A 26,182-nucleotide genomic window follows, 5' to 3' on the forward strand; every position below is an offset into this window, starting at 1 on the left:
CTTTCGGGCAGAGCCCCGTCAGCCCGCCAGGCAGGACGGCCCGAGCAGCACCTTCAGGTCGCCGAAGAGCGCCGGATCGGGCTTGACCCGGTGCCGGTCCAGCCGGAGCACCGTCGTCTTCGTCGGGCCCTGGAGCTTGATCCGCACCTCGCTGTCGCCCCGGTGGTGGGTGAGGATCTCGCCGAGGCGGCTGACCATCGGCGGCGTGATGCGGGTGGCCGGGATGGTGAGGACCACGGGCGCGTTGGTGCCCGCGTTGGACAGATCGGGGACCTGCAGCTCCATCGCGACCAGCCGCGGCACGTCCTCCCGCTTGTCCAGCCTGCCCTTGACGAAGACCACGGCGTCCTCGACGAGTTGGGTGGACACCAGCTGGTAGGTCGCCGGGAAGAACATGCACTCCAGGGAGCCGGCCAGGTCCTCGACGGTGGCGATGGCCCAGGCGTTGCCCTGCTTGGTCATCTTGCGCTGGAGGCCGGAGATGATGCCGCCGATGGTGACGACCGCGCCGTCCCCAAAGTCACCGCCGGTGAGCTGGGAGATGCTCGCGTCGGCCTTGTCGGACAGCACGTGCTCCAGGCCGAAGAGCGGGTGGTCGGAGACGTAGAGACCGAGCATCTCCCGCTCCTGGGCGAGCAGATAGGTCTTGTCCCACTCGTCCTCGCCGAAGACGACGTCGAGTCCGAACCCCGGCTCCTCGCTCTGCTCGTCGCCCATGCCGCCGAAGAGGTCGAACTGCCCCTCGGCCTCCTTGCGCTTGACCGCGACCACGTTGTCGATCATCGGCTCGTACTGCGCGGTGAGGCCCTTGCGGGTGTGCCCCATCTCGTCGAAGGCGCCGGCCTTGATCAGCGACTCGGTGGTCCGCTTGTTGCAGACGACCGCCTCGACCTTGTCCAGGTAGTCGGGGAACGAGGCGTACTTCCCCTTCGCCTTGCGGCACCTGATGATCGACTCGACGACGTTGGTACCGACGTTGCGGACGGCGGAGAGGCCGAAGAGGATCACGTCGTCGCCCTGCGCGGCGAAGTTCGACATGGACTCGTTGACGTTGGGCGGCAGGACCTTGATGCCCATGCGCCGGCACTCGTTGAGGTAGACGGCCGACTTGTCCTTGTCGTCCTTGACCGAGGTGAGCAGGGCCGCCATGTACTCGGCCGGGTAGTTGGCCTTGAGGTACGCCGTCCAGTACGACACCAGGCCGTAGGCGGCGGAGTGCGCCTTGTTGAAGGCGTAGCCGGCGAACGGGACCAGCACGTCCCACAGGGCCTGGATGGCCTCGTCGCTGTAGTCCTTCTTGCGGGCGCCCTCCTGGAAGAGGACGAAGTTCTTCGCCAGTTCGTCGGGCTTCTTCTTGCCCATCACGCGGCGCAGGATGTCGGCCTCGCCGAGCGAGTAGCCCGCGATGATCTGGGCGGCCTTCTGCACCTGCTCCTGGTAGACGATCAGGCCGTAGGTGACCGCGAGGACCTCCTGGAGGGGCTCCTCCAGCTCCTTGTGGATCGGCGTGATCTCCTGGAGGTTGTTCTTGCGCAGCGCGTAGTTGGTGTGCGAGTCCATGCCCATCGGGCCGGGACGGTAGAGCGCGGAGACGGCGGAGATGTCCTCGAAGTTGTCGGGCTTCATCAGCCGCAGCAGCGAGCGCATCGGTCCGCCGTCGAACTGGAACACGCCGAGCGTGTCGCCGCGCTGGAGCAGGTCGAAGGTGGTCGGGTCGTCCAGCGGCAGCGACAGCAGGTCGAGGTCGATGCCCTTGTTGGACTTCACCATCTTGACGGCGTCGTCCATGATCGTGAGGTTGCGCAGGCCGAGGAAGTCCATCTTCAGCAGGCCGAGCGACTCGCACTGCGGGTAGTCCCACTGCGTGATGGTCACGCCGTCCGTGTGCCGCACCCAGATGGGGGCGTGGTCGACGATGGGCTCGCTGGACATGATCACGCCGGCCGCGTGCACGCCCATCTGCCGGACCAGGCCCTCGACGCCCTTGGCGGTGTCGATGACCTTCTTCACGTCCGGCTCGTTCTCGTACATCGCGCGGATCTCGCCGGCCTCGCTGTAGCGGGGGTGGGTCGAGTCCGTGATGCCGTTGAGGTCGATGCCCTTGCCGAGGACGTCGGCGGGCATCGCCTTGGTGAGCCGGTCGCCCATCGCGTACGGGTAGCCCAGCACACGCGCGGAGTCCTTGATGGCGTTCTTCGCCTTGATCTTGCCGTAGGTGCCGATCATGGCGACCTTGTCGGCGCCGTACTTCTCCGTCACGTACCTGATCACCTCGACGCGCCTGCGCTCGTCGAAGTCGATGTCGACGTCGGGCATGGAGACGCGCTCGGGGTTGAGGAACCGCTCGAAGATCAGGCCGTGCGGGATGGGGTCGAGGTCGGTGATGCCCATCGCGTAGGCCACGATCGAACCGGCCGCGGAGCCTCGGCCGGGGCCGACCGCGATGCCCTGGTTCTTGGCCCACATGATGAAGTCGGCGACCACGAGGAAGTAGCCCGGGAACCCCATCTGGATGATGACGTCCATCTCGTACTCGGCCTGCTTCTGGCGGTCCTCCGGGACGTGGCCCGCGAAGCGGCGCTCCATGCCGCGGCGGACCTCCTCCTGGAACCAGGTGACCTCGGTGAAGCCGTCGGGGATGTCGAACTTCGGCATGAGGTCGCGCTTCTCGAACATGCCGTCGGTGTCGATCATCTCGGCGATCAGGCGCGTGTTGGCGCAGCCCTCCTGCCAGGCGTCGGAGGAGTCGATGGCGTACATCTCGTCCGTCGACTTCAGGTAGTAGCCGGTGCCGTCGAAGCGGAAGCGGTCCGGGTCGGAGAGGTTCTTGCCGGTCTGGATGCACAGCAGCGCGTCGTGGGCGGTCGCCTCGTGCGCGTAGGTGTAGTGCGAGTCGTTGGTGACCAGGGGCGGGATGCCGAGCTTCCGGCCGATCTCCAGCAGGCCGTCGCGGACCCGGTGCTCGATCTCGATGCCGTGGTCCATCAGCTCCAGGAAGTAGCGGTCCTTGCCGAAGATGTCCTGGTAGTCGGCGGCCGCCTTCAGCGCCTCGTCGAAGTGGCCGAGGCGCAGCCGGGTCTGCACCTCGCCGGAGGGGCAGCCGGTGGAGGCGACGATGCCCTCGGACCACTGGGAGATGGTCTCCTTGTCCATCCGGGGCCACTTCTGCAGCCAGCCCTCGGCGTAGGCGTCCGAGGAGAGCCGGAAGAGGTTGTGCAGTCCCGTCCGGTTGGTCGCCCACATCGTCTTGTGGGTGTAACCACCGGAACCGGAGACGTCGTCCCGCTTCTGGTGCGGCTGGCCCCACTGGATCTTGCGCTTGTTCCGCCGCGACTCGGGGGCGACGTACGCCTCGATGCCGATGATCGGGGTGACCCCGGCCTTCTTCGCGGAGTGGAAGAAGTCGTACGCCCCGTGCAGGTTGCCGTGGTCGGACATGGCGATGTGCGACATGCCCATCTCATTGCAGGCGTCGAACATGTCCTTCAGCCGCGCGGCACCGTCCAGCAGCGAGTACTGGGTGTGGACGTGCAGGTGCGTGAACGGCGGCTTGGACACGTGCGGCCTCCAGGGGGAACGGCGGGCGACGGGCTGCGGTCAGTCCGGGGGTCAGCGTCGAAGTCTATGCCTCGGGACTGACACTCCGAGGCCGACCACGCGTACCTTCTGGGGCGGGCACTCCCGCACCCCTTCGGACGTTGGGCCGAGGGGAGATCAGCTCCACCCGTCAGGCACCACCCCGCACCAGGAGGCACCAGGCATGTCGGTCCCGCAGCTCAACGAGGAGCACCGCGGCGAGGAGATCCTCGCCGTCTTCGACACCGCCTTCGGCCAGCTGCTGGCCGCGGACCCGGCGGCGTTCCGCGTGAAGTTCCGGAAGATGGCGGCCTCGGCCTTCGCGTTCTACCGGGGCACGGCCTGCCTCTTTTACCACGATTTGACCGAGGACCGGGAGTTCGGTTCGCAGGACGGCGGCCCCTACCTGGACGAGCGGACCTCCCGGGTGTGGATCCACGGCGACCTGCACGCCGAGAACTTCGGCACGTACATGGACTCCACCGGCCGGCTGATCTTCAACGTCAACGACTTCGACGAGGCCTACGTCGGCCCCTTCACCTGGGACCTCAAGCGCTTCGCCGCCTCCATCGCGCTGATCGGGTACGCGAAGGCGTTCAGCGACGAGCAGATCACCGAGCTGGTGCGGGTGTACGCGGGCGCGTACCGCGAGCGGATCCACGCCCTGGCCACCGGCGCCAAGAGCGACGAGGTGCCGCCCTTCACGCTGGACACCGCGGAGGGGCCGCTGCTGGGCGCGCTGCGGGTGGCCCGCTCCCTGACCCGCTTCGGGCTGCTGGACTCGATGACCGAGATCCGCGACTTCGAGCGCCGCTTCGCCCCCGGCGGCGGCGCCGTCGAGCTGGACGCCGCCACCCGCTACAAGGTGCTCGCGGCCTTCGACGGCTACCTGGAGACGCTCCCCGAGTCCTCCCTGACCCGCCCGGACTCGTACCGCGTGAAGGACGTCGTGGGCCGCCGGGGCATCGGCATCGGCTCGGCCGGCCTGCCCTCGTACAACATCCTCCTGGAGGGCAACAGCGACGCCCTGGAGAACGACGTCGTGATCTACATCAAGCAGGCCCAGACCCCGGCGGTCTCCCGGCACATCACCGACCCCGCGATCCGGGACTACTTCCAGCACGAGGGCCACCGCACGGTGATCTCCCAGCGCGCCCTGCAGGCGCACGCCGACCCGTGGCTGGGCTGGACCGAGCTGGACGGCTCCGGCCAGCTGGTCGCCGAGGTCTCGCCGTACGCCGTCGACCTGGACTGGGGCGACATCGACGACCCGGAGGAGATCGCCGAGGTCGTCTCCGACCTGGGCCGGGCCACGGCCACCATGCACGCGGCGGCCGACGACCAGTCCGGCGAGTCGCTGGTGCCGTTCTCCACCGAGCGGGCCATCGACGCGGCGATCGCGGCCGACGAGGAGAATTTCGCCCCCCTGCTGATCGACTTCGCGCACCGGTACGGCGCACGCGCGCGTGCCGACCACCAGACCTTCGTCGACCTCTTCCGCAACGGCCGCATTCCGGGTCTGTAACCGTCGGCACTCTCACAGGAACCCTTTAGGGGTCCCTTACCGGACCCCGTGACACACTCTTCTACTGCTATGGACATATCCGGAACCCCGCTCAGAGCCGTACGCGCGGCGCTGTTCACGGCACTCGTCGTGACCCTCAGCACCGCGTCGCACGTGCTGCTGTCCGGGGTTCCGCTGCCGCTGCCCACGGTGGCCGCCGTCGCCGCCGCCGTGTTCCTGATCGCGTACGCCCTGGCCGGGCGGCGCGAGCGCGGCTTCGGGCGGATCGCCGCCCTGCTGATCCCGCTCGAACTGGCCGCCGACACGGTGTTCACCACCGGCCAGCACGTCTGCTACGGCCGGGCGGGCGGTCCCGTCGCGGGCCCGCTGCGCTCCGTCGGCTTCGACGTGCTGTGCGGCGACGGGACCGGGCTCCACGCGGGCGTGACCGCGCCGCTGACCCGGGTGACCGGCGCCGAGACCGACCGGGTGGCGGCGCTGCTCGCCGACGCCGATCCCGGCACCGCCTGGCTGCTGCTCGGCGCGCACGTCGGGGTCGGACTGCTCGCCGCGGCCTGGCTGCGGCGGGGCGAGAAGGCGCTGGCCCAGCTGCTCGGCGCGGTGGCCGCGACCACCTTCCGGCCGCTGCTGCTCGCGGTCGCGGCCGTGAGCGTCCGCCGCGCCCCGGCGGTGCGCCGCCCGGTGGTCCCGGCCGGCCGCACCACCGGCGCCCGCGAGCGGATCCTCACGCACTCCCTGGGACGTCGCGGACCGCCGTGCGTGGCCGCCCTCGTGTGACCCGTCACCGGACGTCACCGAGCACCGCAGCCCCCCGTACGAGTTTCCGCACACCCCTGTGTGCGCGTCCCCGGAGAGATCACCATCATGAGCAAGCGGAACAGCCAGGCGGCGAAGACGGCGGCCCGTGAGCGCCTGCGCCAGGAGCGCGAGCGTCAGGCCAAGCGCGACAAGGTCAAGCGGCAGGGCATCGTGGCCGCCGCCATCGTCGGCGTGCTGGCGATAGCCGGCGGCATCAGCTACGCCGTCGTCCAGGGCAACCAGCCCTCGAAGTGGGAGGCGGCCGCCGACGCCAAGGTGGTGGCCCCGGCCAACACCTCGGGCAAGAACGGCACCACGGTCACCATCGGCGAGTCCAAGACCGACAACACCGTCCACCTCTACGAGGACCCGCGCTGCCCGGCCTGCGCCTCCTTCGAGCAGAACATCGGCGAGAGCGTCAACAAGGGCATGGAGGACGGCGACTACAAGCTCTCCTTCACCATCGGCACCTTCCTCGACGGCAACCTGAGCGGCGAGGGTTCGAAGAACGCGCTCAGCGCGCTCGGCGCCGCGCTGAACGTCGGCCCCGAGGCGTTCCTCGACTACAAGACCGCCCTGTTCTCCTCGGAGTACCACCCGGAGGAGTCCAGCGACGAGTTCGCCAAGGACGACTACCTGATCAAGGTGGCGAACTCGGTCGACGCCCTGAAGAACAACAAGAAGTTCCAGGACGCCGTGGAGAAGGGCACCTACGACGCCTGGGCGATGCGGATGAGCAAGTCCTTCGACACCGCCGAGGGCGTCCAGTCGACCCCGACCATCAAGATCAACGACAAGGTGATCGAGAACCCCAGCTCGGTCGCCGACTGGGAGAAGGCGCTCAAGGACGCCAAGGTCACCAAGTGACCCCCGCGTGACCCCCGCACGGGGGTGACGCCGCACCGACGCACGACGAACGAGCGGGCGAACTTTTACGAGTTCGCCCGCTCGCGCGCATACCGATCAGTAACCTGATCGTCCGTGACCAGTCGACACAGATCGTCCGAGAAACCCGTCCCGTCGCCCGCCGAGCACGCGGGCGCCCGAACTCCGAGCCGCCGTACGGTCGTCAAGGCCGCGGCGGCCGGCGCCGTCCTGGCCGCCCCGCTCGCCGCCGCCCTGCCCGCGGGCGCCGCCGACACCGCCCCCGCCTTCCTGCACGGCGTCGCCTCCGGGGACCCGCTGCCCGACGGCGTCCTGCTCTGGACCCGCGTGACGCCGGTGCCCGAGGCCATACCGGGCTCAGGAGCCGGTCCCGACACCGCGGTGAGCTGGGTCGTCGCCACCGACAAGGCCCTCACGAACATCGTCGCCAAGGGCTCCGTCACCGCGACCGCCGGCTCCGACCACACCGTGAAGGCGGACATCCGCGGTCTCGCGCCCGCCACCGACTACTGGTTCCGCTTCTCCGCGGGCCCCACCGACTCCCCCGTCGCCCGCACCCGCACCGCGCCGGCGGCCGACGCGGCCGTCTCCGGGCTGCGGTTCGGCGTGGTCTCCTGCGCCAACTGGGAGGCCGGGTACTTCTCGTCGTACCGCCATCTCGCGGCCCGCGGCGACCTGGACGCCTGGCTGCACCTGGGCGACTACATCTACGAGTACGGCACCGGCGAGTACGGCACCCGGGACACCGTCGTACGGCCGCACGCCCCGGCCCACGAGATCCTCACCCTCGCCGACTACCGCGTACGGCACGGCCGTTACAAGACCGACCCCGACCTCCAGGCGCTGCACACCACGGCGCCCGTCGTGGCCATCTGGGACGACCACGAGATCGCCAACGACACCTGGTCGGGCGGGGCCGAGAACCACACCGAGGGCGCCGAGGGCGCCTGGGCGGCGCGTCAGACCGCCGCCAAGCAGGCCTACTTCGAGTGGATGCCGGTACGCCCGGCGATCGCCGGCACCACCTACCGCCGGCTGCGCTTCGGCAAGCTGGCCGACCTGTCGCTGCTGGACCTGCGCACCTACCGCTCGCAGCAGGTGGGCATCGGCGAGGGCGAGGTCGACGACCCGGACCGCACCGTGACCGGCCGCGCCCAGCTGGACTGGCTCAAGTCCGGCCTCGCCGCCTCGGACACCGCCTGGCGGCTGGTCGGCAACCCGGTGATGATGTCGCCGTTCGCGATCGGCTCGCTCTCCGCCGAGCTGCTCAAGCCGCTCGCCGAGCTGCTCGGCCTGCCCAGGGAGGGCCTCGCCCTCAACACCGACCAGTGGGACGGCTACACCGACGACCGCCGGGAACTGCTGGCCCACCTGCGCGCGAACGCCATCCGCAACACCGTGTTCCTCACCGGCGACATCCACATGGCGTGGGCCAACGACGTGCCGTACAACGCCGGCACGTACCCGCTGTCCGCCTCCGCCGCCACGGAGTTCGTCGTCACCTCGGTGACCTCCGACAACCTCGACGACATCGTGAAGGTCCCCGAGGGCACCGTCTCGGCGATCGCGGCACCGGTCATCCGGGCCGCGAACCGGCACGTCCACTGGGTCGACACCGACCGGCACGGCTACGGCGTGCTGGACATCACGGCGGAGCGCACGCAGATGGACTACTACGCCGTCTCCGACCGCACCGACCCGGACGCCACGTCCCGGTGGGTCCGCTCCTACCGCACCCGCAGCGGCACCCAGCGGGTGGAACGCGTCTACTCGCCCGCCTGAGCCGCGTCCTCCCCGAGCGAGTCGAGGAAGCCGAGCGCCACCCGCCAGGTGGCCTCGGCCGCCTCCTCGTCGTAGTCCGGCAGCTCGGGGTCGGTGTAGAGGTGGCCCGCCCCCGCGTACCGGTGGACCTCCACGTCGGCGCCGATCCGGCCCATCTGGAGATACCAGGCGCTGAGCCAGTCGTCCGTCTCGAAGGCGTCCGGCTCGGCCACGTGCAGCTGGACCGGCAGGTCGTCGACCGCGGCGTTGGCCGCGATGTCCGAGGTGCCGTGCAGCAGGAGCAGTCCGCGCGCCCGGTGGTCGCCGAGGGCGAGGGTCTGGGCGATGGACGCGCCGAGCGAGAACCCGGCGTACACCAGTCCCCGCTCGGAGTAGGGGGCGGCGGCCAGCACGGCCCGCTTGAGCAGCTCCTCCCGGCCGATCCCGTCCTGGTGGGCCATGCCCTCCTCGACCGTGTCGAAGGTCCGGCCCTCGTAGAGGTCCGGGGTCCACACCTGGTGCCCGGCGTCGCGCAGCCGGTCGGCGGCCTGCCGCACCGCGGGCCTCGGGCCGAGGGTCGAGTGAAAGAGCACGATGTTCATGAGGCCATGGTGCCAGCCGGGTGTGACACCGCGATGCGCGGCGATACCCCGGGCGGGACGTAAGTCACAGGTTCACGGCACGCCCTGGGCGGTTACGTTCGAGGGCATGGAGACGATACTCCGCCCGCTGATCGTGGTCGGCGGCTCCGTCCTGCTGACGCTGGTCATCGGCTGGGCCACCGACCTGTTGCTGCGCAAGGCCGACGGACGGCACCCCGAGACACCGCTGTGGGGGCTGCTGCGCCGCGCCCGCATCCCGTACCAGGTGATGCTGTGCGCCGCACTGCTGAGAGGGTCGTACGTCGAGGCACAGGTGTTCCCGGACCACCGTTCGGCGGTCGGCCGGCTGCTGACGCTGCTGCTGATCGGCTCGGTGGCCTGGCTGGTGATCCGGATCGCCGCCGCCGTCGTCGAGACGTCGTACTCCCGCTACGCGCACGCCCACTCCGAGCGGGACCCCGCCCGGGTCCGCCGGGTGCGCACCCAGGTGTCGCTGATCATGCGGGTGGTCTCGGCGGTCGTCGGCGTGGTCGCCGTGTCCTCGATGCTCCTGACCTTCCCGGCGATGCGCGCGGCGGGCGCCTCGCTGCTGGCCTCGGCCGGACTGCTCGGCATCGTGGCCGGCATAGCCGCGCAGTCCACGCTCAGCAACATGTTCGCCGGGTTCCAGATCGCCTTCGGCGACATGGTGCGCATGGGCGACACGGTCGTGGTGGACGGCGAGTGGGGCACCGTCGAGGAGATCACGCTGACGTACCTGACCGTGCGCACCTGGGACGAGCGCCGGATCACCATGCCGGTGTCGTACTTCACCTCCAAGCCGTTCGAGAACTGGTCGCGCGGCACCCCGCAGATGACCGGGACCGTCTTCTGGCACCTCGACCACACGGCACCCCTGGACCGGATGCGCGAGCGGCTGCGCGACCTGCTGCGCGAGTGCCCGGCCTGGGACGGGCGGGACTACAACCTGACGGTCACGGAGACGACCCAGAACACCATGCAGGTGCGGGCCCTGGTGACGGCGAAGGACGCGGACGACATCTGGACGGTGCGGGTCACGGTCCGCGAGGGGATGATCCGCTGGCTGGCCGAGGAGCACCCCTACGCCCTGCCGCGGGTCAACACGGCGGACGCGGCCCTGCGGCCGTCCCGCGACGGCGTCCACCGGCCCCGCCGCTCCTCCGACGGGGGCGTCCGCCGCTTCCCGGAGCACCCCACGAAGAGCCTGTGACCGCGGCGCGGCCGGACGGGGCTCAGCGCAGGCTGCGCACGTCCAGGTGGCGCAGCACCCGGTCCACGATCTCCGGGTCGGAACCGGGTTCGCTGCGCGCCGCGAGGATCTCGTGCCGGGCGGCGCTGAGCATCTCGCCCTGGATGCGCCGGACCCGCTTGATCCGCCGCGCCCGCTGCTCCTGCGCCTCCCGGCGCTCCTCGTCCCCGAGGTCGGGGCTGATCCGCACCCCGATGTCGTAGGCGCGGCGCAGCATCTGCTCGGACAGCTCGTCCGGCAGCTCCTCCACCGCCTCGATCTCCTTGAGCCGCTGCTTGGCCGCCTTGGCCGCCCGCAGGCCCAGCTCCTTCTCGTAGGCCTGCTCCCGCTCGGTGTCCGCCCGTACGCCGAGCCGGCCCACCAGCCAGGGCAGCGTGAGCCCCTGGAGCAGCAGGGTGACCATGATCACCCCGAAGGCGATGAAGATGATCTCGTCCCGGTTGGGGAAGGCGGATCCCTCCTCCGTCTGGAGCGGGATCGCGAGGGCCAGCGCGACCGAGGCCACGCCGCGCATCCCGGCCCACCACATGACCACGGTCTCCCGCCAGCTCGTCGGGATGTCCTCGTCCTGGTCGCGTCTGGCGTGCAGCCGCTGGGTCAGCCAGGTGGCGGGCAGCAGCCACAGCAGCCGGACCAGGATGACGACGGCGCTGACCGCCGCCGCCCAGCCCAGCAGCTCCGCCCACCGGCCGGAGGCGGTGCGGATCGCGTTGTGCAGTTCGAGACCGATCAGCCCGAAGGCCACGCCGGTGACCAGGGTGTCGACGACGTCCCACACCGTGTGCCCGGCGAGCCTGGTCATCACGTCGTCCGCGTCCGAGGCGTATTCGGCGAGGAACATCGCGGTGGTGAGTACGGCGAGCACCCCCGAGCCGTGCAGTTCGTCGGCGGCCACGTAGCTCACGAACGGCACCAGCAGGGTCAGGCCGATCTGCAGCGTCGGGTCTTCCAGGATGCTCATGAGCCTGTTGGAGCCCCAGCCCAGCGCGAGTCCCACGGCGACGGCGACGACGGCGGACAGCACCAGGTCGAGCCCCGCCTCCCAAGCCGAGAAGGTGCCGCTGACGGCCGCGGCGATGGCCACGTGGTAGAGCACGATCGCCGTGACGTCGTTGAACAGCCCCTCGCCCTCCAGGATGGACACCAGGCGGCGCGGCAGCCCCAGCTGCCCGGCGACGGCGGTCGCCGCGACCGGGTCGGGCGGTGCCACCAGGGCGCCCAGCGCGAAGGCGGCGGCGATCGGCAGCCCCGGGACGATCGCGTGGGCCACGGTGGCCACACAGGCCATGGTGAGGAAGACCAGCGCGACCGCGAGCAGGAAGATCGGGCGCTTGTTGGCCGCGAACTGCCGCCAGGACGTGCGCCGCACCGCCGCGTACAGCAGCGGCGGCAGCAGTGCGGGCAGGATGATTTCGGGCGGGATGTCGACGTTGGGCACGAAGTCGAGCAGGGCGAGGACGATCCCGAGGACCGTCATCAGGACCGGTGCCGGCAGCCCGAGCCGGGCACCGAGGGGGACGCTCAGCAGGGCCCCGAGCAACAGCATGAACAACAGGGCCAACTGATCCACGGTCACCGCTCCGGTGGGGTCTCGGTATGCACACGGCCGACCTCAAGCCTGCCACGCCACCCGCCCCACCAGCCTGTTCGGCGCCTCTGGTTACAGGGCGCGCCGCATCGCGCGGTGGGGGATCCCGGCGTCGGGGAACTCGGGTCCGTACGCCACGTACCCCAGCCGCTCGTAGAAACCCAGGGCGTGGGTCTGCGCGTGCAGGTCCACCGCGGTGAGCCCACGCGCGCGTGCCGCGTCCTCCACGGCCCGCACCAGCGCCGCGCCGACGCCCAGCCCGCGGGCGGCCGCGGTCACCGCGAGCCGGCCGAGCGAGCCGACGGCGGGGTCGCCGTCGCCGTTCTTCGCGGCGGCGGCCGGGCCGTGCAGCAGCCGTCCGGTGCCCAGGGCCGCGCCGTCCGCCCGGACCGCGAGGACGTGGACGGCGTCCGCGTCGTGGGCGTCGTACTCGATGTCCTCGGGCACCTGCTGCTCGGCGACGAAGACGTCCTTGCGCACCGCGAAGCAGGCCTCACGGTCGGCCGGGTCCTCGGCGACGCGCACCACGTAGGCCGGGGCCGGGCCCGGGGCGCTCATCCGTAGGTCTCCTCGCGGACCAGGTCGAGGGCGAGCTGGAGGTCCTCGGGGTAGTCGCTGGCGTACTCCACCCAGTCCCCGGTGCCGGGGTGCTCGAAGCCGAGCCGGACCGCGTGCAGCCACTGGCGGGTCAGGCGCAGCCGCTTGCCGAGCGTGGGGTCGGCGCCGTACGTCAGGTCGCCGACGCAGGGGTGGCGGTGGGCGGCCATGTGGACGCGGATCTGGTGGGTGCGGCCGGTCTCCAACTTCACGTCGAGCAGGGAGGCGGCGCGGAAGGCCTCGATGAGGTCGTAGTGCGTGACGGAGGGCTTGCCCTCGGCGGTGACGGCCCACTTGTAGTCGTGCTGCGGGTGGCGGCCGATGGGGGCGTCGATGGTGCCGCTGGTCGGGTCGGGGTGGCCCTGCACGAGCGTGTGGTAGCGCTTGTCGACCGTGCGCTCCTTGAACTGGCGCTTGAGCGAGGTGTACGCGCGCTCCGACTTGGCCACCGCCATCAGGCCGGAGGTGCCGACGTCGAGGCGGTGCACGATGCCCTGGCGCTCGGCGGCGCCGGAGGTGGAGACGCGGTACCCGGCGGCGGCCAGTCCGCCGATGACGGTCGGCCCGCTCCAGCCCGGGGACGGGTGGGCCGCGACGCCGACGGGCTTGACGATCACGACCACGTCCTCGTCGTCGTGCACGATCTCCATGCCCTCGACGGGCTCGGCGACGATCTGCACCGGCGCGGGCGCCTGCGGCATCTCGACCTCCAGCCAGGCGCCGCCGTGCACCCGCTCGGACTTGCCTACCACCGATCCGTCGACCTGCACCTTGCCCGCCGCGGCGAGTTCCGCGGCCTTGGTACGGGAGAAGCCGAACATGCGGGAGATGGCGGCGTCGACGCGCTCGCCCTCCAGGCCGTCGGGCACGGGCAGGGTGCGGATCTCGGGAATCGTGCTCACCCGTCGAGTATGCCGGACGGGTCGGACACTCCCGAACGCGCGCTCAATACCTGTGGACGGTCAGTCCTTGTGGACGGTGCCGTCCGGGTCCAGCCCCCGGAAGGAGAGGATCACGATCAGGATGCCGCCGCAGACGATCGCCGAGTCGGCGAGGTTGAAGACGGCGAAGTGCTTGGGCGCGATGAAGTCCACGACCGCGCCCTTGAAGACGCCGGGCGAGCGGAAGATCCGGTCGGTGAGGTTGCCCAGGGCACCGCCGAGCAGCAGACCGAGCGCGATCGCCCACGGCAGGCTGTAGAGCTTGCGCGCGAGGCGGGCGATCACGACGATCACGGCCGCCGCGATGACCGTGAAGATCACCGTGAAGGCCTCGCCGAAGCCGAAGGCCGCGCCCGCGTTGCGGATGGCCGCGAACCTCAGCCAGTCCCCGATGATCTCGATCGGTTCGTTGTGCTCCAGCTTGGCGACCACGATCATCTTGCTGACCAGGTCGATCAGGTACGCGAACCCGGCGACCGCGAACAGCACGGCGATCCGCCGCCTGCCCCGGGGGCGCTCCGGAGCGCGCTCCTGCTCGGCGTCGGGGCGTTCCTGCCCGTCCCCCGCCGCGTCCGGAGTGTCCGGCGTACCGATGATGCGCTCCGCCTCTGCCACGTGAGTCCCTCAGCCTAGGTACCTGACTGAGGACGAGGGTACGGCACACTTTCCGTCCCGTACGTGCTCAGGACCCATACCGGCGCGCGCTCGCGGCGGATCAGTACCGGCGCTCCTGCTTCTGCTTGCACTCGACGCACAGCGTTGCCCTGGGGAAGGCCTGCATGCGCGCCTTGCCGATGGGGTTGCCGCAGTTCTCGCACAGGCCGTAGGTGCCCGCGTCCAGGCGTTCCAGGGCGTGCTCGGTCTGGGTGAGCACCTCCCGCGCGGTGGCGGCCAGCGCCAGCTCGTGCTCACGCGTGATGTTCTTGCTGCCGGTGTCGGCCTCGTCGTCGCCCGCGCCGTCGCCGGAGTCCCGCATCATGCCCTGGAGCGACCGCTCGGCGGAGTCGATCTCGGTGCGCAGCCGGTCGGCCTCGGACTGCAGCCCTCCGCGCGCCTCCTCCACCTCTTCCGGGGTCCAGGGGTCCTCGCCGGGGCGTACCGCGAGGTCGCCGGGGTCCGCAGCGGCGCCGCGGGCCTTGGGAACGGCGGTCTTGGCCGCCGTGGCCGTGCCAGGAGTCTTCTTCGCAACCACCGTCGTGGCTCCCGTCTGCTCCGCGGCCCGCGCCGCGCCCACCTTCTTGGCCGTGCTCTTCTTCGCCGTGCTCTTCTTGGCGGTGCTCTTCTTGGCCGCGGTCTTCTTCGCGGCGCTCGTCGTCCTGTCCGCCGTGGTCTTCTTCGCAGCCGTCTTCTTCGTAGCCGTCTTCTTCGCGGCTGTCTTCTTGGCCGTCGTCTTCTTGGCCGTCGTCTTCTTGGCGGCGGTCTTCTCCGCAGCAGCCTCCGACTGATCTTCGGCGGTCTTCTTCGCCACCATGGCCGCGGCCCCTTCACATATTGTGATCTTGCGCGCGAATCGTGCTGGGACGATAAATCGACTCGGGTCCCGCGGCAACGGGGCACGCCGCCCGATTCGCCGCCCGCCGTGCGCCACGCGGCGAGCATGCATGCGTTGTGCCCAGCTCCCCGCCCGGTAATCCGCCCGGAGGGTGTCCGGCCGGGCCGCCCGGACGCCGTACCCGCGCCGACGGCATTCGGGTCACACCGTGCCCCACCGGGGCCGCGCGGTGCCCACCGCTCGGGCCCCCGCGAAAACGGGTCGGCCGCTGTCCGCGCGGCGCCGTACACTGGGCGGAGCGAAAAGCGTGGATGGGGACGAGTAGCGGCGTCAGCAGCCCAGAGCGACCCGGGGACGGTGTGAGCCCGGGGGCGAGCGCGACGTGAAGATCACCCCGGAGCCGCCGGAAGAAAGCCGTGAGCGACAGCCGCGGCGAGTAGACCCGGCTCGCGACCCCAATGAGGGGGCTGACCGGCGCACACGACGCACCGGGGAGCCAAGGAGGGTGGTACCGCGGGAGCACGGCTCTCGTCCCTCCGACGGAAGGCAGCACGTCCGCCGGAGGAAGCTCGTTGAATACGCAGCCGCAGTACCGCCAGGTGCCCGCCCAGGTCGACCTGCCCGCGCTCGAACACGCGGTGCTCGACTTCTGGCGCGAGCAGAAGATCTTCGCCAAGAGCCTGGAGCAGTCCGAGGGCCGCCCCGAGTGGGTGTTCTACGAGGGCCCGCCCACCGCCAACGGCATGCCCGGCGCCCACCACATCGAGGCGCGCGTCTTCAAGGACGTCTTCCCCCGCTTCCGCACCATGCGCGGCTACCACGTGGGCCGCAAGGCCGGCTGGGACTGCCACGGCCTCCCGGTGGAGCTGGCGGTGGAGAAGGAGCTGGGCTTCTCCGGCAAGCAGGACATCGAGGCGTACGGCATCGCCGAGTTCAACGCGAAGTGCCGCGAGTCGGTGACCCGCCACACCGACGCCTTCGAGGAGCTCACGACCCGCATGGGGTACTGGGCCGACCTCCAGGACCCGTACCGCACGATGGACCCCGAGTACATCGAGTCCGTCTGGTGGTCGCTGAAGGAGATCTTCAACAAGGGCCTGCTGGTCCAGGACCACCGCGTCGCCCCCTGGTGCCCCCGCTGCGGCACCGGCCTGTCCGACCACGAGCTGGCGCAGGGCTACGAGACGGTCGTCGACCCGTCCGTCTACGTCCGCTTCCCGCTCACCTCCGGCCCGCTGGCCGGCGAGGCCGCGCTCCTGGTGTGGACGACCACGCCCTGGACCCTCGTCTCGAACACCGCCGTGGCCGCGCACCCGGACGTCACCTACGTCGTCGCCACGAACGGCGACGAGAAGGTCGTCGTCGCCGAGCCCCTGGTCGCCAAGGCCCTCGGCGAGGGCTGGGAGACCACCGGGCAGTCCTTCACCGGCGCCGAGATGGAGCGCTGGACGTACCAGCGCCCCTTCGAGCTGGTCGAGTTCCCGGAGCCGGCGCACTTCGTGGTGAACGCCGACTACGTCACCACCGAGGACGGCACCGGTCTCGTCCACCAGTCCCCCGCCTTCGGTGAGGACGACCTCAAGGTCTGCCGCGCCTACGGCCTGCCGGTGGTCAACCCGGTCCGCCCCGACGGCACCTTCGAGGAGGACGTCCCGCTGGTCGGCGGCGTCTTCTTCAAGAAGGCCGACGAGAAGCTGACCGAGGACCTGGACACCCGGGGCCTGCTCTTCCGGCACATCCCGTACGAGCACAGCTACCCGCACTGCTGGCGCTGCCACACCGCGCTGCTGTACTACGCGCAGCCGTCCTGGTACATCCGCACCACGGAGATCAAGGACCGCCTCCTGGAGGAGAACGAGCGGACCAACTGGTTCCCGGACTCCGTCAAGCACGGCCGGTACGGCGACTGGCTGAACAACAACATCGACTGGGCGCTCTCCCGCAACCGCTACTGGGGCACCCCGCTGCCCGTCTGGCGCTGCGAGGACGACCACCTCACCTGCGTGGGCTCGCGCGCCGAGCTGACCGAGCTGACCGGCACCGACCAGTCCGGCCTCGACCCGCACCGCCCGTACATCGACGACGTCACCTTCGCGTGCCCGCAGGAGGGCTGCGGCAAGACCGCCACCCGCGTGCCCGAGGTCATCGACGCCTGGTACGACTCGGGTTCCATGCCGTTCGCGCAGTGGGGCTACCCGTACAAGAACAAGGAACTGTTCGAGTCCCGCTACCCGGCGCAGTTCATCAGCGAGGCCATCGACCAGACGCGCGGCTGGTTCTACACGCTGATGGCGGTCGGCACCCTGGTCTTCGACAAGTCCTCCTACGAGAACGTCGTCTGCCTCGGCCACATCCTCGCCGAGGACGGCCGCAAGATGTCCAAGCACCTGGGCAACATCCTCCAGCCGATCCCGCTGATGGACCAGCACGGCGCCGACGCGGTCCGCTGGTTCATGGCGGCCGGCGGCTCCCCCTGGGCGGCCCGCCGGGTCGGCCACGGCACGATCCAGGAGGTCGTCCGCAAGACGCTCCTCACCTACTGGAACACGGTCGCCTTCCAGGCCCTGTACGCCCGCACCTCGGGCTGGGCGCCGAGCGAGGCCGACCCGGCCCCGGCGGACCGGCCGGTCCTGGACCGCTGGCTGCTCTCCGAGCTGCACGCGCTGACCGACCAGGTCACCCAGGCCCTGGACGCGTACGACACCCAGCGCGCCGGCAAGCTGCTGTCCGCGTTCGTCGACGACCTGTCCAACTGGTACGTGCGCCGCTCCCGCCGCCGCTTCTGGCAGGGTGACAAGGCCGCGCTGCGCACGCTGCACGAGGTCGTCGAGACGGTGACCAAGCTGATGGCACCGCTGACCCCGTTCATCACCGAGCGGGTCTGGCAGGACCTGGTCGTGCCCGTCGACCCGGGCGCCCCGGAGTCGGTCCACCTGTCCTCCTGGCCGGAGGCCGACCTCTCGGCGATCGACCCCGAGCTGTCCAGGCAGATGGTCCTGGTCCGCCGCCTGGTCGAGCTGGGCCGCGCCACCCGCGCGGAGTCGGGCGTCAAGACCCGGCAGCCGCTCAGCCGCGCGCTGATCGCGGGCGCGGGCTTCGAGACGCTCTCCCCCGAGCTGCACACCCAGATCACGGAGGAGCTGAACGTCGAGTCGCTCGCGTCGCTGAGCGAGGTCGGCGGCTCCCTGGTCGACACGACCGCCAAGGCCAACTTCCGGGCGCTGGGCAAGCGGTTCGGCAAGCGGGTCCAGGATGTGGCGAAGGCCGTCTCGGCGGCGGACGCGGCCGTCCTGTCCCTCGCCCTGCGCGAGGGCACGGCCTCGGTCGAGGTCGACGGCGAGACCGTCACCCTCGCCCCCGACGAGGTGATCATCACCGAGACGCCCCGCGAGGGCTGGTCGGTCGCCTCCGACGCGGGTGCGACGGTGGCGCTGGACCTGGAGATCACGGAGGAGCTGCGCCGTGCGGGCCTCGCCCGGGACGCCATCCGCCTGATCCAGGAGGCCCGCAAGAACAGCGGCCTCGACGTCGCCGACCGGATCGCCCTGCGGTGGACGGCCACCGACCCGGCGACGATCGCCGCGCTGACCGGCCACTCGGGGCTGATCGCCGACGAGGTCCTCGCCACGGACTTCGCCCAGGGCGAGGCGGACGACACGTACGGGACGCCGTTCACGGACGAGGGCCTGTCCCTGACGTTCCGCCTGCGCAAGCAGTAGCCAAACAGCGAGAAGGCCCGGCCCCCTGAGGGGGCCGGGCCTTCTCCATGTCTCCACGCCCGGTTGCGGGCGGCCGTGCAACACAAGGGCGGGCCCCGGGTCAGAAACCCGGGGCCCGCCCTGAACGCTGCCGACTGCTACGCCGTACTACCTACCGGACGTCGGTGCGCCGGCTCAGTTGTCGTCCTCGTCGATCAGGAACCCGCGCATCGGCGAGGGCGCCTGCCCCATCGGCGACGGGCCCTGCGGCCGTACCGGGGCCATCGGCTGGGTCATCGCCGGCGACATCTGCTGCTGGCCGCCGTAGGACGGACCGGACTGGCCCGGCCCACCGCCCATCGACTGGTTGCCGCCGTAGGACGGGGCACTCGCGCCGGCCGGTGCCATCGAGGGCGCCGGGGACGGCGGCAGAGAGGCCGTCGCGGGCGTACGCGGCGGGGCGAGCGAGTCGTCCGCCTGGGTCTCCAGCTGACGCAGCTGCGACTCCAGGTACGACTTCAGTCGCGTCCGGTACTCGCGCTCGAAGCCGCGCAGGTCCTCGACCTTGCGCTCCAGCGTGGCGCGGGCGGACTCCAGGGAGCCCATCGCGACGCGGTGCTTCTCCTGCGCGTCCCGCTCCAGGGCGTCCGCCTTGGCACGGGCGTCCCGCTCCAGACCCTCGGCACGCGAACGCGCCTCGCCGACGATCTTGTTGGCCTCGGAACGGGCCTCGGCGATCGCCTGGTCGGCGGTCTGCTGGGCCAGCGACAGAACCCGGGCGGCGCTGTCGCCACCGGGGCCGCCCTGACCGGGCATGCCGGGGCCACCGGGACCCTGCGGACCGCCCATGGGGCCGCCCATCGGACCGGGACCCATCTGGCCCTGCATCGGACCCGGGCCCTGGCCCATCGGCCCGGGACCCTGACCCATCGGGCCGGGACCCTGCGGGCCACCCTGTCCGCCGGGGCCGGCGGGCAGCTGCGGGGCACCGCTCGGCAGCTGGGGCGGGCCACCCATGGGGCCACCCATCTGCTGCTGCGGCGGGCCCGATATGCCGGCGGGCACCGGAGCGCCGGGACCTCGCATGCCCTGCTGGGGCATACCGCCCTGCTGCGGCATCCCACCCTGCTGGGGCATGCCGCCCTGCTGCGGTGGGTGCTGCCCGTGCTGCTGGTCCTGCGGGGGTTCCGGAGGCTTGCGCATGTTCTGCTGGTTCTGCGCGGCCGCACGCGTCGCCGCGGCCAGCTTGGCGCGCAGGTCCTCGTTCTCGCGGAGCAGGCGGGTCAGTTCGGCTTCGACCTCATCGAGGAAGGCATCGACCTCGTCCTCGTCATAGCCTTCTCGGAGGCGGACGGTCGTGAACTGCTTGTTCCGCACGTCCTCGGGGGTCAACGGCATCTCTTCACCTCAACGTTGTCGTCGGCATTCGGCAAGCCCGTATCTCTCTCATCGTTCACAGCCGGCTCACGATGTGGATCAGGATGTAGACGATGATCATCAGTACGAAGAAGGACAGGTCGAGCGCCACGCCCCCGAGACGCAGCGGCGGGATGAACCGCCGCAGAAGCTTCAACGGTGGATCGGTGACAGTGTAGGTGGCCTCCAGAACGACCACCATCGCCTTGCCGGGTTGCCACGAGCGGGCGAACTGGAAGACGTAGTCCATGACCAACCGGAAGATGAGCACGATGAGGAAGCACATCAGCGCGATGTAGACGACATCCAGGACCACGCTCATGACTGGTGCTTCCCTCTCCCCTGAACCATCTCTCGGAACCGTCCTCGGATCCGTGTTCTTGCTCTGTACCGGTGGTGCGTCTCAGCTCTGGTTGAAGAACCCGCCCTCTGCGATGCGGGCCTTGTCCTCCGCCGTGACATCGACGTTAGCAGGAGACAGCAGGAACACCTTCTGCGTCACCCGCTCGATACTGCCGTGAAGACCAAACACCAAACCGGCCGCAAAGTCGACAAGTCGCTTCGCATCTGTGTCATCCATCTCAGTGAGATTCATGATCACCGGAGTGCCCTCACGGAAGTGTTCCCCGATGGTACGGGCCTCGTTGTAGGTCCGGGGGTGAAGCGTGGTGATGCGGTAGGGCTCTCGTTCGGACACGACCTTGGGCATGATGACCGGTGCGCTCTTTTCCAGGCTTGCGCGTTCTTGTGTGATGGACGCCACGGGCGCGATCCGCGCCGGGCGCCCGGATTCCGCCGCGAGCGAAGCGGCACGGGGCACCGGCTCGCGCTGCGCGGGCGGTTGCACGACTCGCACCTCTTCGTCCCTTTGGGGCTGATGTGAACCGTGCGACTGATGTGCCGGTTCGTGTCGCCGGTGGTCCCGCTCGGGCTCCGGGTCCAGTTCCGGTTCGAAGTCGTCGTCGGGGTCGAACCCCCGGCCGTCGTAACCATCGTCCTCCACGAGGCCGAGGTAGACCGCCATCTTGCGCATCGCGCCGGCCATGCTCTGAGTCCTCCGCTCTGTGGTGGATCGGCTGACGACTGCCAAGTGCCTGCGATCCACGAGGTCGTTGCGTCCGCCTTTCGGCGGTAATGACCATATTTTCTGCTGTGGTCCGACTTCTTGGCGACGTTACCCGAGCCTGGGTCGGACTCCGAGTACCGCAGTGCCGACGCGTACATGTGTCGCTCCGGCGGCCACGGCCTGTTCGAGGTCCGCACTCATGCCTGCGGAGACCATGTTCGCAGTCGGATGGGCTCGGCGCACGCAGGTCGACAAATCCATGAGGCGCTCGAACGCCGCCTGTTGGCGTCCCGCGTACTCGCCGGTGAGGGGGGCCACCGTCATCAGTCCGTCGAGCCGCAGCCCCTCGGCCCCCGCGACGAGGCCGGCCAACTCCTCGACCCCGGCGGGCGAGACGCCGCCGCGCTCTCCGCGCTCGCTCTCGCCCGCGTCGAGCGCCACCTGGAGGAGGCAGCCCACCTCGCGGCCGGCCCGCACGGCCTCCTTCGACAGGGCCGTGACGAGCCGGGCCCGGTCGATGGACTGCACCACATCCGCGTACCCGACCACGGAACGCACCTTGTTGGTCTGCAACTGGCCGACGAAGTGCCAGGAAAGCGGCAGGTCCGCGCAGGCGGCGGCCTTCGGCGCGGCGTCCTGGTCGCGGTTCTCGGCGACGTGCCGCACACCGAGTCCGGAGAGAATGCGCACATCGTCCGCCGGATAGGTCTTGGTGACCACGATGAGGGTGACCTCGTCGCGGGGGCGGCCGGCGGCCGCGCAGGCGGCGCTGATGCGCTCCTCCACCTTCGCCAGGTTGGCGGCGATTTCGTGCTTACGGTCCGTCATGCCCCATCAGTCCAGCCAGACATAGCCCGCGAGCCGCCCGGTGGTGCGGTCGCGTCGGTACGAGAAGTGGTCCCGCGACTCCCGGGTGCACACCGGCGACCCCACCAGGTCGCGCACCCCGAGCCGTTCGAGCTGCGCGTGCACGCCCGCGGCCACGTCGACCGCCGGGGTGCCCCAGCTCGTCTCGGCGTGTGCGGCCGGCTCGGCGGCGGCCACCTCGGCCCGCATCTCCTCGGGTACCTCGTAGCACCGGCCGCAGACGGCGGGTCCGGTGCGGGCGACGATCCGGGCGGGGTCCGCGCCGATTCCGGCCATCGCCCGTACGGCCGCCGGGACCACCCCGGCGACCAGGCCGGGCCGGCCCGCGTGGGCCGCGGCGGCGACACCGGCGACCGGGTCGGCGAGCAGGACGGGCAGGCAGTCGGCGGTGAGAACCGCGAGGGCGAGACCGCGTTCGGCGGTGACGACCGCGTCGACCCGCGGAACCGGGCCCTCTCCCCAGGGACCGTCGACGACGGCGACGTCGGCGCCGTGCACCTGGTTCATCCAGACCACCCGGTCCGGGTCGACGCCCAGCGACTTGGCGGCCATTTCCCGGTTGGCCGTGACGGCGCCGGGGTCGTCGCCGACCGCGCCGCCGAGATTGAGCTCCTCGTACGGAACGGCGCTCACTCCGCCCCACCGGTCGGTGAAGCCGAAGTGCGCGCCGTTCACGGTGTCGCGCTGTCCTATCACTTCAGGAAGTCCGGCACGTCCAGTTCCTCGGCCGCGCTGTCCGAGTAGGTCCGCGACGGCGGGACCGGCGGCGGGGAGACCTGCGGCAGGTCGGCGACCGGCTCGGGCGCGGGCGCCTGCTCCGGCTCCTCCTTCGGCTTGACGCTGCCGAGCGAGCCGAAGGACGGACGGCTGTCGGTCTGCCGCGCCGGGGTCGGCTCCTCGCGCTTGGCCGAGGACGAGCCGAGGACGTTGTCCCGCTTGGACGGCGGCTGGCCCCCGTCGAAGCCGGCCGCGATCACGGTGACCCGCACCTCGTCGCCGAGCGCGTCGTCGATGACCGCGCCGAAGATGATGTTGGCCTCGGGGTGCGCGGCCTCGCTGACCAGCTGGGCGGCCTCGTTGATCTCGAACAGGCCGAGGTCGGAGCCGCCGGAGATGGAGAGCAGGACGCCCCGGGCGCCGTCGATGGACGCCTCCAGGAGCGGCGAGGAGATCGCCATCTCGGCGGCGGCCACCGCGCGGTCGTCGCCGCGGGCCGAGCCGATGCCCATGAGGGCGGAGCCGGCCTCGGACATGACCGACTTGACGTCGGCGAAGTCCAGGTTGATCAGGCCGGGCGTGGTGATCAGGTCGGTGATGCCCTGCACACCGGAGAGCAGCACCTGGTCGGCGGACTTGAACGCGTCGAGCACGCTGACCTGGCGGTCCGAGATGGAGAGCAGCCGGTCGTTGGGGATGACGATGAGGGTGTCGACCTCTTCGCGGAGTTCGGCGATGCCGTCCTCGGCCTGGTTGGCCCGGCGCCGTCCCTCGAAGGTGAAGGGGCGGGTGACCACGCCGATGGTGAGGGCGCCCAGCGAGCGGGCGATGTTGGCCACGACGGGCGCGCCGCCGGTGCCGGTGCCGCCGCCTTCTCCGGCTGTCACGAAGACCATGTCGGCCCCCTTGAGGACCTCCTCGATCTCCTCGCGGTGGTCCTCGGCGGCCTTGCGGCCGACGGCCGGGTTGGCTCCGGCGCCGAGTCCGCGGGTGAGTTCGCGGCCGACGTCGAGCTTGACGTCGGCGTCGCTCATCAACAGCGCCTGCGCGTCGGTGTTGATGGCGATGAACTCGACGCCCTTGAGACCGACCTCGATCATCCGGTTGATGGCATTGACACCACCGCCGCCGACACCGATGACTTTGATGACTGCGAGGTAGTTCTGCGGTGCTGCCACGTCGAAGGCCTCTCGCCTCGAGTTACGTGTCGCCCGGTCACCGAAGCACTGATGCCCCCGCGACCCGACGACTGATGCCGATTGGGACGGTCCGTAGTGCCGACCCGAACCCTAACGCTGAAGTTTAGGGTTACCAGTGTGTCTGTTCCTTGGAGTCTTCTGAACAGGACACTAAGTCGACAAGTGGCGCACGTTCAACGAACACGCCGAACCTCCCGTTTTTCTTTTCACCCTATGTGATCAGCCGTAGCGCTGCCCAGTCAGGGTGCTGGCCTGCACGGATACCCGTCAACTCGCCGATGACGCGGGGGCGGTGGGAACACTCACGTCGAAGTGCCGCGCCTTGGGCGTCGCTTTCATCAGCGCGGTGAGCGCACGGGCCTTGTCCGTACCCTGCTCGCCGCTCCCCCACGCCACGGTCCGGTCGCCGCTCAACTCCAGTGAGATGTCGTCGTAGGAACGGACCTTGACGAGCCGTGCGTCCCGGGCGACCGCGTCCGGGAGGCGGCCCGCCACCCGTACCGCCTCCCGCACCAGGCGGTCCTCGTCGAAGCGGCGCAGACTCGCCCCGGCCGAGCCGGAACGGGCGGGCTCCAATTTCAGTGTCGGCACGCCTTTAGGCGCCCGGGAAACCGTGGCGAATCGGACGCCTTCATCGTCCACTTCCACGAAGTTTTTACCCTTTTGGACAATCAGAACCGGGGTGCGCTCCGTCACTTTCAGTCCGATTCCGTGCGGCCAGGAACGCTCGACGTCGACCTCGTCAATGCGCGGCAATTTCCGGCGCAGTCGCGCCTCGACCGCCTCGGTGTCGACGGAGACCAGGGGTTCACCGACGGGCACGTCGGCGGCCTCGCGCACCTGCGCGGGGGTGAGAACCCGGGTTCCGGAGACCGACACGCCGTCCACGCGGGTCCAGTTCGAGCCGTAGAGCACCCAGACGGTGCCGCCCGCGACCAGGGCGAGAGAGACGGCCGTGATGATGATCGTACGAAGACGGGGCGGGCCGAACCGGCGCGCGCGGGGCGGGCCGGACGACTCCTGCTGGCGTTCCCCGCGCTCGGCGGTGGTCGGTCCGGCCACGCTCCCTGCCTTCCGTCAGTGTCTAGCGGTGGGCACGGGCGGCGATCGCCTCGTACACCATGCCGACGAGCAGGTCGTCGGCGTCCCGGCGGCCGAACTCGGCGGCGGCGCGGGACATCTCGTACAGCCGGTGCGGATCGGCGAGCACCGGCAGGACGTTCTGCTGGAGCCACTCGGGCGTGAGTTCCGCGTCGTCGACCAGCAGTCCGCCGCCGGCCTTGACCACCGGCTGGGCGTTGAGCCGCTGTTCGCCGTTGCCGATGGGCAGCGGGACGTAGGCGGCCGGGAGCCCGACGGCGGAGAGTTCGGCGACGGTCATCGCGCCCGCGCGGCAGAGCATCATGTCGGCGGCGGCGTACGCGAGGTCCATCCGGTCCAGATAACTTACCGGGATGTACGGGGGCATCCCCGGCATCTGGTGGACCTGCGGCAGTTCGTTCTTGGGGCCGACCGCGTGCAGGATCTGGATGCCGGCCTGCTGGAGCCAGGGCGCGACCTGCTGGATCACCTCGTTGAGGCGGCGGGCGCCCTGCGAGCCGCCGGTGACCAGCAGCGTGGGCAGGTTGGGGTCGAGCCCGAACATCGCGCGGGCCTCGGGACGCGCGGCGGCCCGGTCGAGGGTGGCGATGGAACGGCGCAGCGGGATGCCGATGTAGCGGGAGTTGCGCAGCTTGCTGTCCGGGGTGGAGACGGCGACCTGCGCGGCGTAGCGCGAGCCGATCTTGTTGGCCAGACCGGGCCGGGCGTTGGCCTCGTGCACGACGATCGGCACGCCGAGCCGCTTGGCCGCGAGGTAGGCGGGCAGCGCCACGTAGCCGCCGAAGCCGGCCACGGCGTCCGCCTTGGTGCGCTCCAGGATCTGCTCGGTCGCCTTGATCGTCCCGCGCAGCCGGCCCGGGACGGTGATCAGCTCGGGGGTGGGCTTGCGCGGCAGCGGTACGGCCGGGATCAGCGCCAGCTCGTAACCCCGCTCGGGCACCAGGCGGGTCTCCAGGCCGCGTTCCGTGCCCAGGGCCGTGATCCCCACGGTCGGATCCTGCCTGCGCAGGGCGTCCGCGAGGGCGAGCGCGGGCTCGATGTGGCCCGCGGTTCCTCCGCCGGCGAGTACGACATGCACCGAAA

Annotated in this window: 21 protein-coding genes; 6 read left to right on the plus strand and 15 right to left on the minus strand. The window is 70.6% G+C overall.

Annotated features, from left to right (window positions below; translation table 11 throughout):
* Positions 1-18: 18 nt before the first annotated feature.
* The gene (gene dnaE, locus ACFC1X_RS23145; RefSeq protein WP_376356485.1) at positions 19-3,558 is read right to left on the minus strand and encodes a DNA polymerase III subunit alpha; all 3,540 of its coding nucleotides are present in this window, start codon (positions 3,556-3,558) and stop codon (positions 19-21) included.
* Positions 3,559-3,760: 202 nt separating this feature from the next.
* On the opposite strand from dnaE, the gene ACFC1X_RS23150 reads away from it, so the two are divergent.
* The 4 genes from ACFC1X_RS23150 (at position 3,761) to ACFC1X_RS23165 (ending at position 8,566) form a co-directional block, all read left to right on the plus strand.
* Entirely contained in the window at positions 3,761-5,101 is a 1,341-nt protein-coding gene (locus tag ACFC1X_RS23150) for a DUF2252 domain-containing protein (RefSeq protein ID WP_376356487.1), read from the plus strand.
* Between the two features lie 69 nt (positions 5,102-5,170).
* Positions 5,171-5,878, plus strand: a complete 708-nt coding sequence (locus tag ACFC1X_RS23155) for a hypothetical protein (protein ID WP_376356489.1) — start codon at positions 5,171-5,173, stop codon at positions 5,876-5,878.
* 87 nt (positions 5,879-5,965) lie between these two features.
* On the plus strand, positions 5,966-6,766 hold the full coding sequence (locus ACFC1X_RS23160; protein ID WP_376356491.1) for a DsbA family protein: 801 nt from the start codon (positions 5,966-5,968) through the stop codon (positions 6,764-6,766).
* Between the two features lie 114 nt (positions 6,767-6,880).
* On the plus strand, positions 6,881-8,566 hold the full coding sequence (locus tag ACFC1X_RS23165; RefSeq protein ID WP_376356493.1) for an alkaline phosphatase D family protein: 1,686 nt from the start codon (positions 6,881-6,883) through the stop codon (positions 8,564-8,566).
* Here ACFC1X_RS23165 and ACFC1X_RS23170 read toward each other — a convergent pair.
* A complete protein-coding gene (locus ACFC1X_RS23170; RefSeq protein WP_376356495.1) occupies positions 8,551-9,147 on the minus strand; it encodes a dienelactone hydrolase family protein in 597 nt (198 codons plus the stop codon). The genes ACFC1X_RS23165 and ACFC1X_RS23170 overlap by 16 nt on opposite strands.
* Positions 9,148-9,253: 106 nt before the next feature.
* Here ACFC1X_RS23170 and ACFC1X_RS23175 point away from each other — a divergent pair, with 106 nt between their 5' ends.
* A complete protein-coding gene (locus ACFC1X_RS23175; RefSeq protein ID WP_376356497.1) occupies positions 9,254-10,378 on the plus strand; it encodes a mechanosensitive ion channel family protein in 1,125 nt (374 codons plus the stop codon).
* 22 nt (positions 10,379-10,400) lie between these two features.
* Here ACFC1X_RS23175 and ACFC1X_RS23180 read toward each other — a convergent pair whose 3' ends face one another.
* The 5 genes from ACFC1X_RS23180 to ACFC1X_RS23200 all read right to left on the minus strand — a co-directional run bounded on the left by ACFC1X_RS23180 (position 10,401) and on the right by ACFC1X_RS23200 (position 15,014).
* A complete protein-coding gene (locus tag ACFC1X_RS23180) occupies positions 10,401-11,987 on the minus strand; it encodes a Na+/H+ antiporter (protein WP_376356499.1) in 1,587 nt (528 codons plus the stop codon).
* 90 nt (positions 11,988-12,077) lie between these two features.
* Positions 12,078-12,563 carry a GNAT family N-acetyltransferase gene (locus ACFC1X_RS23185; RefSeq protein WP_376356501.1) on the minus strand — a complete coding sequence of 162 codons (486 nt, stop codon included), beginning with the start codon at positions 12,561-12,563 and terminating at the stop codon, positions 12,078-12,080.
* Complete coding sequence (locus tag ACFC1X_RS23190) at positions 12,560-13,504, minus strand: RluA family pseudouridine synthase (protein ID WP_376356503.1); 945 nt, start codon at positions 13,502-13,504, stop codon at positions 12,560-12,562. The genes ACFC1X_RS23185 and ACFC1X_RS23190 overlap by 4 nt, the downstream gene beginning before the upstream one ends.
* Before the next feature lie 60 nt (positions 13,505-13,564).
* A complete protein-coding gene (gene lspA, locus ACFC1X_RS23195) occupies positions 13,565-14,158 on the minus strand; it encodes a signal peptidase II (protein WP_376356504.1) in 594 nt (197 codons plus the stop codon).
* Positions 14,159-14,258: 100 nt separating this feature from the next.
* On the minus strand, positions 14,259-15,014 hold the full coding sequence (locus tag ACFC1X_RS23200; RefSeq protein ID WP_376356506.1) for a TraR/DksA family transcriptional regulator: 756 nt from the start codon (positions 15,012-15,014) through the stop codon (positions 14,259-14,261).
* Between the two features lie 593 nt (positions 15,015-15,607).
* Between ACFC1X_RS23200 and ileS the strand changes: the two genes are divergently transcribed.
* The gene (gene ileS / locus ACFC1X_RS23205; RefSeq protein ID WP_376356507.1) at positions 15,608-18,754 is read left to right on the plus strand and encodes an isoleucine--tRNA ligase; all 3,147 of its coding nucleotides are present in this window, start codon (positions 15,608-15,610) and stop codon (positions 18,752-18,754) included.
* Between the two features lie 174 nt (positions 18,755-18,928).
* Here ileS and divIVA read toward each other — a convergent pair whose 3' ends face one another.
* From divIVA to murG, 8 genes are all read right to left on the minus strand, one after another.
* Positions 18,929-20,131, minus strand: coding sequence for an apical growth/hyphal branching protein DivIVA (gene divIVA, locus ACFC1X_RS23210; RefSeq protein ID WP_376356509.1), 1,203 nt, complete (start codon positions 20,129-20,131; stop codon positions 18,929-18,931).
* Positions 20,132-20,186: 55 nt separating this feature from the next.
* The gene (locus tag ACFC1X_RS23215; RefSeq protein ID WP_122614930.1) at positions 20,187-20,471 is read right to left on the minus strand and encodes a YggT family protein; all 285 of its coding nucleotides are present in this window, start codon (positions 20,469-20,471) and stop codon (positions 20,187-20,189) included.
* An 81-nt stretch (positions 20,472-20,552) separates the two neighbouring features.
* On the minus strand, positions 20,553-21,194 hold the full coding sequence (sepF, locus tag ACFC1X_RS23220; protein WP_376356512.1) for a cell division protein SepF: 642 nt from the start codon (positions 21,192-21,194) through the stop codon (positions 20,553-20,555).
* A 129-nt stretch (positions 21,195-21,323) separates the two neighbouring features.
* Positions 21,324-22,043: a YggS family pyridoxal phosphate-dependent enzyme gene (locus tag ACFC1X_RS23225; protein WP_376356513.1), complete on the minus strand. Its 720-nt coding sequence runs from the start codon at positions 22,041-22,043 to the stop codon at positions 21,324-21,326.
* Positions 22,044-22,049: 6 nt separating this feature from the next.
* A complete protein-coding gene (gene pgeF / locus ACFC1X_RS23230; RefSeq protein ID WP_376356515.1) occupies positions 22,050-22,778 on the minus strand; it encodes a peptidoglycan editing factor PgeF in 729 nt (242 codons plus the stop codon).
* Positions 22,775-23,977, minus strand: a complete 1,203-nt coding sequence (gene ftsZ, locus ACFC1X_RS23235; RefSeq protein WP_125491053.1) for a cell division protein FtsZ — start codon at positions 23,975-23,977, stop codon at positions 22,775-22,777. Before ftsZ ends, pgeF begins: the two co-directional genes overlap by 4 nt.
* Positions 23,978-24,265: 288 nt before the next feature.
* Positions 24,266-25,060, minus strand: a complete 795-nt coding sequence (gene ftsQ, locus ACFC1X_RS23240; protein WP_376356517.1) for a cell division protein FtsQ — start codon at positions 25,058-25,060, stop codon at positions 24,266-24,268.
* A gap of 22 nt (positions 25,061-25,082) precedes the next feature.
* On the minus strand, positions 25,083-26,177 hold the full coding sequence (gene murG, locus ACFC1X_RS23245) for an undecaprenyldiphospho-muramoylpentapeptide beta-N-acetylglucosaminyltransferase (protein ID WP_059299072.1): 1,095 nt from the start codon (positions 26,175-26,177) through the stop codon (positions 25,083-25,085).
* Between the last annotated feature and the right edge of the window lie 5 nt (positions 26,178-26,182).

Source organism: Streptomyces sp. NPDC056128, from assembly GCF_042263835.1.
GTDB lineage: Bacteria > Actinomycetota > Actinomycetes > Streptomycetales > Streptomycetaceae > Streptomyces.